Annotated in this window: 7 protein-coding genes; all 7 read right to left on the bottom strand. The window is 56.9% G+C overall.

Annotated elements, in window-relative coordinates:
- Nucleotides 1–9: 9 nt before the first annotated feature.
- Nucleotides 10–1,911, bottom strand: a complete 1,902-nt coding sequence (locus tag PP263_RS19460) for an RICIN domain-containing protein (protein WP_308365651.1) — start codon at nt 1,909–1,911, stop codon at nt 10–12.
- Between the two features lie 208 nt (nt 1,912–2,119).
- Nucleotides 2,120–3,682: a cellulose binding domain-containing protein gene (locus tag PP263_RS19455; protein ID WP_308365650.1), complete on the bottom strand. Its 1,563-nt coding sequence runs from the start codon at nt 3,680–3,682 to the stop codon at nt 2,120–2,122.
- 207 nt (nt 3,683–3,889) lie between these two features.
- Entirely contained in the window at nt 3,890–6,970 is a 3,081-nt protein-coding gene (locus PP263_RS19450) for an endo-1,4-beta-xylanase (protein ID WP_308365648.1), read from the bottom strand.
- A gap of 163 nt (nt 6,971–7,133) precedes the next feature.
- Nucleotides 7,134–8,792 carry a glycoside hydrolase family 43 protein gene (locus PP263_RS19445; RefSeq protein ID WP_308365646.1) on the bottom strand — a complete coding sequence of 553 codons (1,659 nt, stop codon included), beginning with the start codon at nt 8,790–8,792 and terminating at the stop codon, nt 7,134–7,136.
- Nucleotides 8,793–9,083: 291 nt separating this feature from the next.
- Nucleotides 9,084–10,211, bottom strand: a complete 1,128-nt coding sequence (locus PP263_RS19440; RefSeq protein ID WP_308365644.1) for a family 16 glycosylhydrolase — start codon at nt 10,209–10,211, stop codon at nt 9,084–9,086.
- A 244-nt stretch (nt 10,212–10,455) separates the two neighbouring features.
- Nucleotides 10,456–11,622: a helix-turn-helix domain-containing protein gene (locus tag PP263_RS19435; RefSeq protein WP_308365643.1), complete on the bottom strand. Its 1,167-nt coding sequence runs from the start codon at nt 11,620–11,622 to the stop codon at nt 10,456–10,458.
- A gap of 199 nt (nt 11,623–11,821) precedes the next feature.
- Complete coding sequence (locus PP263_RS19430; protein ID WP_308365641.1) at nt 11,822–13,264, bottom strand: family 43 glycosylhydrolase; 1,443 nt, start codon at nt 13,262–13,264, stop codon at nt 11,822–11,824.
- Between the last annotated feature and the right edge of the window lie 108 nt (nt 13,265–13,372).

Raw genomic sequence — 13,372 nt, 5'->3', positions numbered from 1 at the left:
GTTTATCGTCTAAAACAATTGAAAAGCCTGGTTCGGTGCATCTGATATGCAGTCCCATTGGTGTATGTTGGCACCATCGGCTGCTGACACTTCCGAAACGTCCAGACATTTTCCACTGTGACGGGCAATAATTTTAAAATGACCATTACCAGTCTCTTCGAACCTCCATTGCTGATTGTCTCCGCCAACATATGCCCAGGTATGGATATTGGCGCCGTTGGCAGTTGATCCCCCTGAAACATCAATGGCTTGCCCCGCGGCAATCACCGGACTGATCCTATGCCAGCCATCACCGAGGTGGGTCAACTGAAAAGCCTCGTTATTATTGGACTCACTGAAAGACCACTGTTGCACGTTTGTCCCATCGGAAGTACCCCCACCGGCAACATCAATAGCTTTACCGCTGTGCTGGACCACGAAGGAATAAGTCCCGTTAAATGTGACCCCACCATTAACAGCCACATTGAAATTCTGCGTATTCTGGGCGCCGCATGTATTGGTATAAGTGGCTGTAGCCGTACATGAGCCTGTCGGGGAAATGGTTTGTTCGCGCGAGCTACCGGATGTTCCGCATCCGCTCCAACCCCAGGAACCACCGCTGACAGGTTGAGGGCCGAATCTTACCTGATCTCCCAAATTTACTGTAACATTTGAAGTTTGTTGCCAACTGCCATCGTTTAGCTGTACATACGGGGTAATAGATGCAGGAGTGCAATTGCTACTGTTATCCTGGTAAAACCATGAAAATGCAGCTTGCGCACCTTCCTTTGAACTCAGATTGGAATCGGCGGGCAGTGTATCGTTGAGATTATCAAGCAGGTCACTTAGAAAGCCGACCATATACGAGATGTTACCGGCGGCATCCATGTTGGCCTTGAGCGTATTACCGTAGTTGGCCGTGCTACCGGCGACGAGGCCGTCATCTTCGGGAAACCAGAAATTTTCCGTGATGATCATCGGCCACAGGTCTGCAGCAGGCTTGTATTGAGTGTTCCACAGGTTGTTATGACAATCGACGCTATCATAACAGCCGCCATACGCCGGATAATAATGTACTGCTAAGCCGCAATTCGAACAGGTAAAGGGAAATTGAACATGCTGTTGCGGTGAACCCTGCCACTCCAGGGTTGGCACCAATATAACGTTGTTTGCGCCCGTGCTCTGAATGTCATTTATAACAGGCTGAATCCAGTTTCTAAAAGCTTGGAAATATTGCGGTTGGCCGAAACCCCAGTCCCCATTGCCGGGGGAAGATTCGATTTCTACCGGCTCATTCATAAGCTCGAACATGATGTTATCAGCGTTCTTGACGCCCGGAGCATTGGCTACTGTACTCCAGAATGTGCGCAGGCGCTGCTGTTCTGTTACACCGGCGTTACGGGTACCGTTATTGGGTGTGTTAATCGGACCTGTCGCGCTAAGCACCAGGTAAAGGCCACGCGACTTGAGATGCTCGGCGTAAGGAACCACAAAGTTCTGTATCCAACCGTTGAACTGTGCCTGGCTGACCAGCCCTGACTCCTGTGTCCAGCCGCCTATGGCATCGGTATTGACGCGCACAAAGGTGGCATACCATCCGTGGTCCCGGCCATATCTTGGGCTGGTGTCGCTCATGAGAGTCGCAGCGTCCCTCAAAAAATTCAACATACCCGCCACATCGCCGGGATTGGTCCAGTCGGTCGGATTGCTGTACCACCTTCCCCCACCGTTAAACCAGGTTTCCGTAGGCTGCATCCATCCTCCACGGAGCACGACGTTCTCTCCGCTGGGATTTTTCAGGAATCGGCCTTCCACATGTAAAGGTGGCGTAGCCATGCCCTCTGATGCAAATAATTGCATAGGGATCAACCCTAATACGAAGAACAAGATAAACATTTTTGGGCTTTTTATAAAATTATGGACATCTCTCATGGCTTCTGCTCCTTGATTCCGAAGTAATCGAAGTCCGCGAAACCGCCGGTCGACTGGGTTGCGCAAATGAACAATGTAAACCGGTACCCAGGAAGTGCGGAACGCTCCATGACGGACCATCCGCCTGGGCCCAGCCGGAAAGAGCAGCGCCCCGCTTATCGCGAGGCGCTGCTTTTCCGATCATATTTTCCGGGAGACCGGGCTGGGCTTAGAACTGACTGAAGAAATCCCAGACGGCGGTGGAGTAAAAGGACGGTGTCGAATGGCCTCCATTAAACGGACACCAGACAACGGGATACCCTGCGTCGCAATTTTGATATTCCACACAAGGCCACGGATCCGTGGGAACGGTCGTGTTGGAGCAGTTGTTGGCCGAAATATATAGATTTCTTGCCTCCTCCCCGCTGCCGAATCCGACGACACTGTCACCAGTCCCGTGGGATATCCACGCGGCCATCGGCAAACCGCTGTCGTTGAACGGTGTCCAGAGCGCGCCGGACGCCGGGGCAATGGCGCGGAAGGTTGCGGCCATCTCGCGACCCACGGCGAAAGACATCATTCCGCCGTAACTCCAGCCGGCGGAGAAGATACGCTCTTCGTCGATGCACAATGAATTCTTGAACTCGCCGAGCATCGCCCGTAGAAAGTCCATGTCCCGGCCGTTGGTGTTCGTCCAGCCGTCGGTGCCGTCCGCACGGTTGGGAGCCACGAAAATCGCCGTACCGTTCGACAGTCCCTTCAGGTTGTAATAGGAATCGTTGGCAACGTTGTCGGCGCTTCCGCCCCGCCAGTGCCAGGCGAAAACCAGTCGATAGGGGTTGTTCATGTCATAGTTGTTCGGGATATCGATAATGTATTCCCGGTTCAACCCCCCGACATTGATATTGTGCCGGCCGTTGCTCAGCCCCAGGGCTGAACCGCACCCGGCCGATCCGTCATCGTTTGAACTCGACGAGCTGCCGAAGTTGATATAGCCGTTGCAGTGCAGCCACTCGCTGTTCGAGCCGCCGCCGCACTGGTTGTTGCCCCAGGCGCCGGTGTTCTCGCTCTGGTTCTCGGCCTGACGGGTCTGGCCATTGACCTGCACGAAATCAATCTGCACGTCGGCATCGCCATCGTTGTCGTTGGTGAAGGCCACGATGACATCACCTTCCAGGTCGGTGGTGGCGGTGTAGTCCATCATGGCGGTGGTCAGCGTCCAGCTCTGCACATCGGTGCCACCCACGCTCAGCGTGATCGACTCGCTGCCGGTGGTGCCGCGGGCGCGAACGGTGATCGCGTTGGTACCGCCGGAGCTGCTGGAGCTTGAACTGCTTGAACTGCTTGAACTGCTTGAACTGCTTGAAGAGCTTGAACTGCTTGAAGAACTGCTGCTCGAAGAGCTCGAGCTGCTGGATGAGCTGGAACTTGTATCGCCGTCGCCGCTGACCGTGACACTGACCGCGGACAGGTTGCCGGGCGAGGCGGTGAAGCCGAACGTCGTCGAGGCGCCGGGCGCTATGTCGGCATTCCAGGCGGCCGGCCCGATCACGAAATGGTTCCCGTTGCTCGACTGGATCTGCGCGCTCCAGATATTGTTGATGGAGATGGCCATGTCGAATTCAGCCGTCCAGTTCGACAGTGTGCTGCTGCCGTCGTTGGTGACCGTCACTTGGCCCTCGAAACCCGAGCCCCAGTCGTTGACGATGGTCATGGAGCCTTGCGCGGCGTGTACCGTCGGCCACGCCAGGCATAAAAGTATTGCAGCCAGGCTGCGCTTGATAGCATTCATAGAAAATCCCTCCACTATTATTCATATCGTAACTACTCTCTCCTCCCCCGCCTGTGCGGGAGGGGGGGCTTTGGTCAGCGCCCCCTCTCCCTAAGCCAGTGACTCGCGCCATCCATGGCGCTCGGCCTTCGGCCAGCTAAAGCTGCCCAAATCCGCTCCCGGCGGATTTGTCCCCCAAGGGGGAGAGGGGATTGCTGGGGTGAGTAGTTACCTCTCCAAAAAATTCATCAACCAGGTCATGGCCGGGCGGTGTGTGCCGTCACTCCGGATAAGGCCGCTGTTGGGCACCCAGGTTCCGCCGACCACATAGCCCCACAGGGTAATCCCGGCGACGGACGGATGACTGAAAAACATCGGGAATTGCTCCTGCATGATCTGCAACTGCCTCTGGTCGTCGGCATGATTGACGTCGTACTCGGAGATGTAGATAGGCAGACCCAGGGCGGCCACCGCATCGAGTTTGCTCCGAAGATCATTCAGGGACCAGTCCTCCAGACCGTGCGCCTGCAAGCCGATGGCGTCCACCACGCCGGCTTCGACGGCCGGTCTGGCCATATTGATAAACTCCTGGGTGTTCCAGCTCAGCACGTTGTAATCATTCAGGATCAGAATGGCATTCGGACAATACTGTCTGGCCAGTTGGAACGAGCGGATGATCCAGTCATTGCCGAAGGCGCTTTGTGCATAACCCGCCGGCGCGTGGCCGGGGGTGGCCTCGTTGACCACGTCGATCATCTGGGTGTCCGGGTAACGCGCACAGTAGTCGCGAATCCATTCTTCGATTTCCGCGGCCTGCTCCGAGGGGCTGAGATTATCGATCCAGCCCGGAGCCTGGTTTCCCCATACGAACGTATGCTGCTTGAATGGAATACCGTTCTCCCGGGCGAAGTTGTATGCCGCATCCAGGCCACTCCAGTTGTACTGGTCGCGAACGCCCTCCACACTGCCCCACTTGCCTTCGTTCTCGGGCGTGATCTGATCCCAGTACTGTATAAAGTCGGACCGGACCCGGCCGCCGGTGGTGATATTGCCGACAAAGAAACCGGTGGGGGAAGGGCCGGGGTCGGTGCCAGAGACCGGGCCGAAGTTGATATGACCGCTGCAGTGCAGCCACTCGGTGTTCGAGCCGCCCCCGCACTGGTTGTTGCCCCAGGCGCCGGTGTTCTCGCTCTGCGCCTCGGCCTGGCGGACCTGGCCGTTGACCTCCACGTAATCAATCTGTACGTCGGCTTCGCCGTTGTCGTTGGTGAAGGCCACGGTGACGTCGCCATCCAGTTCGGTAGTGGCCGCGTAATCCGTCATGCTCGTGGTCAGTGTCCAGCTCTGTACGTCGATGCCGCCCACCCGCAGGGTGATCGACTCGGTACCGGTGGTTCCCAGGGCGCGGACCAGGATCGTATTGTCGCCACCGCCACCACTGCCGGAGCCGGTGATCTCCCCGGCGGACGCCGTCAGCTCGACCCGATCCAGCCCCGCGCCGTCTTCGCGCCGCAAAATCCGCAGTGTGTGCTCACCCATCGACAGGTTGTCGAAGGTCGCCGGCATCAGCGTATCCCAGCCGCTTGTGGCGGTATTGTTTTGCGTAACCCACGAACCCGAGTCCAGTTTGTAATAGAAGGAATCGTCATTGGCATTCGGCAGGTTGACCCGCACCTGGAACTGCACGTCCGCCGCTTGCGAGAGCGTAAATGGGATCTCGACCTGGCCGGTTGCGCCGTCCGACGGCGAGCTCAGTATCTGGTTGCCGTTGTTCGGCCAGGCAATATACTGCCCGCCGGACGCGGACGAATCGAACTCCACATTGAACGGCGAAAAACTGCCCTGGCCGGAAAGGCTTTCCAGCTCCACCTCCAGCGTGCTGCCCTCGACCGCACCGCTAAACCGGTACCAGTCCAGATTGAGCAGATAGTCGCTTTCGCCGGAAAACCGCAGGAAGAGATCGTGAAGACCGGTCACGGTGTTGATCTGGGTTGAAACCGTCTGCCAGTTCTGCCATCCCCCGGTATTGCCGACGCTGAGACTGCCGACCGGTGGATTGTTCACATCGTCGAGGATTATCTCAACGGTGCCGCCACTGGTGTCCGAAGCGACACCTGCCTCGAATCCGGTCGCGCCGGAGCCGAAATCGACGTTGGAGATCTTCACCCAGTCGCCATTTTGAATGAACGCCAGATTTCTCGTACCGGTGGCAGGGCCCTCGGTCTCGATACCCTGCTCTCTGTCTATGGTTTCCGCTTCATTTCGGGCGAAGGGATCGACGTTTTTCAGCTTTGGCACACCCGCCGATCCCGCATTGACCTGCTGTATGCTGCCGTCGCCATTATAGAAGAGCCGGTCCACGTTGATGGAGCGCTGGAAGGTGCTGGCGCCGCGCGCATTGGCGACCGCCCGGTTGTGGTAGAAGAGGTACCACTGGTTGTTGAACTCCACAATAGACTGGTGATTGTTGTTATTGTTGTTTTCCCAGGGATTAGGGAGCACAGTACCGCGGTGCACAAACCCGGAAGTCGGGCTGTTGCTGGTCATGTAGTCTATCGCCAGCCCCGCCTCGGTATTGGTGGAGTAGGACAGATAGTAGGTGCCGTTGCGCTTGTGCATATACAGCGCTTCAAAGAAATTGGGTACATCCAGCGTTATGGCCGCGCCACTGGTGCTGATCATATCCTCGTTCAGCCGGATCACGCGGGCGTTGCCCGGTCCGCCACCGCCGAAGTACAGATAGGCCTGGCCATCGTCATCGATAAACACGCCGGGGTCGAACACCCAGTCCACATTCGCATTGGGCGTATTCCGGTCGACCAGGGGGCGTCCCAGCGGGTCGGTAAAGGGCCCGGTCGGGCTGTCACTCACCGCCACTCCGATCGAACTGGCGCCGTCGGGAAAGTACAGGTAGTACTTTCCGTTGCGTTCGATGATATCGGGCGCATAGGCGAGGTTGGCCCAACTGGTGTCGGTGCGCGCATTGAAGACCACGCCGTGATCCTGCCAGTTGACCATGTCGTCCGACGAGAACATGTAGTAGTCGTGCAGCTCGCTGTAATCCGACTGGGTGTCCTGATCGTGAGTGACGATCACGTACATCCGGTCGTTGAATACCCGCGCCGCCGGGTCCGCCGTGTAGACATGGGATACCAGCGGGTTGTCGGCGGAGCAGACAGCTGAAACCGATAACAGAACTGCTGTTAAAAGGACTTTCAGCGGGTTTTTTATTCCATGCCTTATAAATAGAAAGTTGCCGCGCCCGTCCGCCAATGGCAGGAACGAGACGATTAGTTTTTTAATTCTCATACGCTCTCTCCAGTATTGTATTTTATTTCTACCACCATTCTCTCTCACAAAATCTTTCATTTTTCGCTGAATTTTACCGCTGCCAGGATGGGAGCACGCCAAAGAATATGCACTTGCCAGCAATCAATTTATTGGCCTTCACCAAACAAACAACCCCGCGCGATCATTTCTCCCGATGCATTTCCCCGTATAAAGCCAACCCGAAATCGCCTGTTTTCGATTCTTCCCGAATCAGCGATCGATCCCGATAAGCCGCTCCCGCTGAATAGGCATCCGTCCGTGTCCTGCGCCAGAAAAGTGGAGCCGAGCCACTCACACCCTGAAGTTCCAGTACATAGCGTCTGCCCGCCTTCAAAACTGGCTGGCGGGATTCGGCCAGACGAAGCTGAAGCAAACCCTGTGCCTGGGGCTTGTAGTTTATTCGCAGTCCGTCGCCTGACCCGAGAAGGTTCTTTCCCGCCGTGTAGGAAGAAGAGGCGTTCTTTTTCGACTCGCCTTCGTCGAATTCATACAGAGCCAGGGTTAAAGGTTTATCTTCAATGGTCCCCAACCCGTCGCCGGCATATAAACTGATTTCCTGTAAGGTAAAATCAATATCGGGGCTGAACGTTTGTCCGAGAGAGGTAGCGCCGCTGTCACCTCGATTAAAACTCTCTGAAACAATGGCAGTCTGATAGGGATCACCGGTAGTCCGCAATGCCGGGGTCCCACTCCACTCGGTGGCGGCGGTTACCGTATTCTGCGTAACGTCTATATCGCTTTCCACTGTGACCAGAGGACCGTCGGGATTGAAGATGGGCGCTCGGTAGCCTTCGGGTGGATCGGGCGGAATACTCACGCCTGCTTGCGTTTGCCTGATCGGCTTAATGGTGCCGTCTTCGTTATAGTGAAGATACTCCACGGCAACGGACCGCCTGCCCATGGCTCCCGGTACACCGTTTATCGTGAGCTTGGCGTCGTGGTAAAAAAAGTACCACTGGTCCTTGTACTCGACGATGCCGGGATGGATGGTGTAGCTGTTTTCGGTGCGGTCGGTGAGGATGCCCCGGTAGGTCCAGGGGCCCGTAATCCGGGGAGCCGTGGCGTAACACATTTTTTCATACATATTCTGGTGCGCAAAGCAGGGATAGGTCAGGTAAACCATTTCCTTGCGCTTGTGCAGCCAGGGTCCTTCGGTATAGTTGGGCAGGTATATTTCCCGGATGGGCCCGTCGAATTCGATCATGTTGGGTTTGAGCCTGGCCAGGTACAAATGCATGTTGCCCCACGCTAACCAGGTCGTACCGTCATCATCGGTAAACGCGGTCGGGTCGATATCGTCCCAGTCGTGCGGATCTTCCGGTGTGGGAGTCGTGGCATCATGGGCCAGGGCGGAGCCTCTTGCGTCCTTGAACGGCCCGAGCGGCGTATCCGCGACCGCGACCCCGATGGCCTTGGCGTTGTGCGGGGGACCGTGCTCCACAGTGGTGTAGAACCAGTACTTTCCGTCCTTTTCGATCACTTGGGACGCCCAGGCATCCCTGATCGCCCAATCGAAATCAGTGGGTTTCATAACCGAACCGTGAAACGTCCAGTCCTTCGTATCCGTGGTGGAGTAGACGACCCATTCGGTGATGTTGAACATCTGGCCTTCACCGGCTTCATCATGGCCAACATAGACATACAAAGTATCGCCAACGACCAAGGGCGCGGGGTCCGCCGTAAATATATTCCTGAAAATCGGGTTTTCGCCGGGCTTGTACTCTTTCGCAAGTCCGGATGCCGCAAAAGTCGTAAGTACGGACAGCGTCAGTAGCGTTCGGGCGATTTTGAAGTTTTTCATGTTCATGCATGCGCGTGTAAAGCGGTTTTCGTGTCTTTTCAACTACGAGTTGATCAAACTGACCCGTCTCGGCAACTACCGCGGGCAAGTTGCCGTCGGCGGCATCAGTTTGGGGGCATCTCTAAAAATTCGTTTCTCGTCACTCCCGCGAAGGCGGGGGTCCAGTAGCCCTGGGCTTTCTGGATTCCCGCCTTCGCGGGAATGACGATTTTTAGAGATGCCCTTGTAAGAAAACTGCTCAATCAGGTAATCGGGCAGTTTTCAGGGCCTCCTTCTCGAAGGAAGGTTGTTCTACCACCAATAAACCGAGGCCCAGGGAAAATCCCCGGCGCTGGCTTCAAAAACGTAGTAGTCGCCGAAACCTTTGGCCGGCAACGGCGCGCCGGGGGAAGTCACAGCGGCGCCGGAGCCGTTCACTGTCACAGAGATCGAGCGCCCGGAAAAATTCGACACACCCCAGCCGTGGATCGTGTCCTGCGTACGGAAGCAGTAGGCTCCGCTGGTGTTGAAATTGCCTGACTGCCCCCCCGATATAACCGGGCACTCACCGCCGCCGCTCGAGCTGCTGGAGGACGAACTGCTGCTGGACGAACTGGACGATGAGCTGGAGGAACTGCTGGACGACGAACTTGAGCTGCCGCCGTTATCGACGGGCGGCGTACCGTTGAAGCCTTCCTGGCCCTCGCGGGTTATGGACAGTACGAGGTAGCCGTTGGTGGTCACGGCGTTGGCCGGCGCGAAGTCCGCGCGGTTTTCGGCGAAGGTCCAGTCGGCCTTACTCCAGCGGCCGGTGTCGAACCAATTGAAGTCGTCCCGCCACTCAAAGTCGAAGCCGCCGCCATTCCAACTGTAGTACTCGATCCAGTTGACGAACATATGGACCGGCAGGATGCTGTCGTTCCAGGGGCCGACCCAGTCGGGGATATTGGGGGGCCAGAAATTGAAGCGCGCCTGCGAAGGGCTGATCAGGTCGCCGGCCTGCCCCCCCTGCGTCTCCCGCACCAACTGTCCGTCGACCAGCCACCGCACCCATTGTGGCGTCCATTCAATGCTGTAGGTATGGTAGTCCTCGGCGAGGGATACACCGGCGTTGTGCACCTGCTCGGAGGTGATCCGGCTCCCCAGGCCGGTGATGATATTGCTTTGCCATGACTGGGCGTTGTTCTTACCGAAGACCTCGATATCGACCTCCTCCCAGGGCACGCCCTCCAGTTCCGACCCGTCTTTCCACAGGAAGAAATTGGAGAGGATCCCGCTGCCCTCGGCCGCACGCATCCGGAATACGTACTTGCCGTAGATTTGACTTTCGTTGGTGAGAATTTCCGCGGCCTTGTACGGCTTGGCGCCGACGGCCAGCGGTGAGAGCGCCACGACGGCAATGAATACCGTCCGCATGGCGTAAAAGGTTGACTGAAGCACGATTTGCCCTCCCTAGACTTTTATTTGAACCTGAGCCAGCCATTGCGGGCCGCCCCGATGCAACTCCGGTAGGCCCTGCGGAACAGCCGGGGCCCCAAGACGCGACCACCTCCGGCCCCGCAATAAGGCGGGGTTGCCGGTCAAGCGATGGCTTGGGAAGTCTGGTACAGCCGTGGTGGCGGGTAAAGTTGCAATTTTTGCGCAACAAAAATTGAGACGCGCCTGCGGTGTGCTGGCGCTGCAGTCAACCGGGCAAGCCGGTCAGGCAGTGGCGTCGGTATTCAGTGGGAGTAACACCGACAAACTTCTTGAAGAAGCGGTTGAACGTGGCTTTACTGTTGAATCCGGATTTTGAAGCGATATCGAGCACGGAGTCGTCGCGGTTCGCCGGGTCGGCGAGACACCGTTTGGCCTCTTCCACACGGTAGCTATTGACGTACTCCAGGAAATTGCGACCAAATCGGTGCTTGATCGCCGAGGACACCTGTCGAGGTGGCAGTTTCACGTGCCTGGCAAACTCGTCCACGGTCAGCCTGGGGTTGAGGAACAACTTTCCAATTTCCATGGCCGTACGGATTTGATCGACATGTTGCGGGTCGACTGGGTCACAGTCTTCGGACCGGTTGCGTTTTGTCTTCTGGCTGAGGCTTTCAAAAACATTTGAGTAGATCAGACTGTAGAACGCAAGAATATTGATCAGGACAAAGATCATGTAATTGCCGATGATACCCATCATGTCACTGATGTCGACGGACCGGTACAGGCCGAAGACGTGTGTGACCAGACTCCAGGTCCAGGCCAGCAGAAAACCGCCGATCAGCAGATGCAACCATACGGAATCGATTTTCTCGATATTCGAGTAGCTGTCCTTCAAACGGACGCGATAACGGGCGAGTTGGAAAAGACAGGCTATGCCGTAGACGACTACGATGGATTTTTGCGCCGTAACGAATATATCGTGATAACCACCAGTGGAACTGAAAATCTCGAGGCCCAGAACCAGGTCGCCTTGGACAGCCGCAGGGTAGCGATGATACACAAAGTACAGATAAAGCTGTGCGGCGACCGCTGGGAGTAGGTGCAACATAGTCAGCCGACGAAAGGAGAAGTCGTTGTAGATCATCGACCGGGTGTACCAATACAGCGCCGGGCCTTGCAAAAAATAGGCGAACCCGAAAAGGAAAAACAGGTTTGGCGAGATATGGAACACCCAGTAGCGAACCACCTCGCCCCAGTATATGAGGGTATCGATCGCAATCAGCGCATTCAGAATCAGGAAAATCGCCAGCAGCAGGCGGGCGAGGGGCCTGGTGCCGCTGCGATACGCCAGAAACAGTACCGAGAGAATACTGCATTCGCCGGCGATCAACAGCAGGGCAACATCATGAATGTTGAAAACAATCGCCTTCATAGTGAGATCCCGCTCCCGATGCGTTTCCCCATAGAAAGCCAGTCAAATCGCTTGTTTTTCGCTTCATCTTGAATCAGCGATCGATCCTGGTAAACCACTCCCGCTGAACAGATATCCGTCTGTGTCCTGGGCCAAAGAAGCGGAGTCGAACTACGCACATTCTGAGGTTCCAGTATAACCGGGTATGTTCATTTACCGTTTAAAGCGCCTTGTAACTGAAGTTCCTGATCCGGGCACTGCCCTCGCCCGCGCTATAGAGACCAATCCTGAGACTCAGGAAGCCGCCGAATACATTGTGGTGAATTCCGGAAACCTCCATGCGGTGCCCGTGCAGGGTCCAGGTCTTGCCGCCATCGCGGGAATAGCGGTAGGTGATGACATTGTTGTCATTGGTCATCCTTATCCGCAGGCTGGAAGTGTTCGCCGGCTGTCGGAACCAGCTCTGTTCCTCGGCGTATTGGAAAGTCTTGATATGTTCCCGTGAAAAGCCGAGCCCCACAAATGCCTTGTCGCTGTAGAAGAGCAGCAGTCCGCCCTCGGCGCCATCGTCGAGCAAATCGACATTGACTTCCACTTCGTAGGCGCGGTCACCGACGATGCAGGTGAGCGGTGCGCTGTCCGCCGGCGTCGTGCCACTGGTGGCAATGCGCAGGCCTTTTTCCTCGTAGCGGATGCGCCGCATTTCGTCGGGCGCCGGGTTGTGGAAAGACCACTGCACGCCGAAACGGTTGCTCTTGAAGTCGTCCGACAAGGCAAAACCCGAAGGCCCGCTTTCTCCGCCCGAGGGTTTCGGCAGGGGCTTGGAAAGGTCGCCACCCACGGCCCGGAACCAGCCGTCGTCGGTCCACTCGATCGGCTCCAGCAGTGTCTGGCGCCCGAGGGTCCGGAAACCGTTTTCATAGCCGTGATAGACCATCCACCAGTCGCCCGCCGGCCCCTCGACCAATGTCGCATGGCCACGGGACCACCAGGGCTCTTCGCTGCTGGTCGTGCGCACCAGGGGATTGTGCGGGCAGTGCTCCCAAGGACCGTGAATGGATTTCGAGCGGGCGGCGATTACCATATGACCGGTGGCTGGGCCGGCGGTGCCGCCGACCGCGGTGACCAGGTAAAACCAGTCCCCGCGGCGCAACAGCTTGGGCCCTTCCGGGGCGAAATTTTCCACCACCCAGTCGTCGGGATAGCGCCAGGGGCTGTAGGCATGCTCCAGTTCGCCGTCGGCGGCAAGACCGTCCTGGGTCAGGCGGATCTTGCGGATGCCGTTTACAAACAGATAGCGGTTGCCGTCCTCGCCCACTATGTGGCCGGGGTCGATACACCCGTGGATTTTCATATCGATGGGGTCGCTCCAGGGCCCCCGGATATCGTCGGCCCAGATCACATAGGTGGACCACCCTTTTCCATCCGGATCGGCGGGGATATAGATGTAATAGCGGTCTCCGTGCTTGCACAGATCGACGGCCCAGATAACGCCGAGCGACTTGAACAGCGCCGGCCCCACCGGGGCCCAATTTACCAAGTCGGTTGAATGCCAGATGACCAGGCCGGGATAGGAATAGAAGGACGAAAACGTCATGTAGTAATCGCGGCCGTCCTTCAGGATCGTCGGGTCCGGATGGTCTCCGGCAATGATCGGATTCAAAAAGGTTCCGTTTCCCTGGTCCGCTTTGCGCTGCCCCTCTATGCTTCTCGCCCAATTTGGCAAGAGTTGTGGCGGTCGTTGCGGCGTATCGGAACATTCGCCGGCTCT

Origin of the sequence: Microbulbifer sp. TB1203 (assembly GCF_030997045.1) — a bacterium.
Classification (GTDB): domain Bacteria; phylum Pseudomonadota; class Gammaproteobacteria; order Pseudomonadales; family Cellvibrionaceae; genus Microbulbifer.
Note: the sequence above shows the minus strand (reverse complement) of the source record. Positions and strands in the feature narration are given on the sequence as shown.

What these genes read in the sequence shown, in the direction of transcription:
- PP263_RS19460 (WP_308365651.1), bottom strand. Translation starts at nt 1,911, where the DNA reads ATGAGAGATGTCCATAATTTTATAAAAAGCCCAAAAATGTTTATCTTG.
- PP263_RS19455 (WP_308365650.1), bottom strand. Translation starts at nt 3,682, where the DNA reads ATGAATGCTATCAAGCGCAGCCTGGCTGCAATACTTTTATGCCTGGCG.
- PP263_RS19450 (WP_308365648.1), bottom strand. Translation starts at nt 6,970, where the DNA reads ATGAGAATTAAAAAACTAATCGTCTCGTTCCTGCCATTGGCGGACGGG.
- PP263_RS19445 (WP_308365646.1), bottom strand. Translation starts at nt 8,792, where the DNA reads ATGAAAAACTTCAAAATCGCCCGAACGCTACTGACGCTGTCCGTACTT.
- PP263_RS19435 (WP_308365643.1), bottom strand. Translation starts at nt 11,622, where the DNA reads ATGAAGGCGATTGTTTTCAACATTCATGATGTTGCCCTGCTGTTGATC.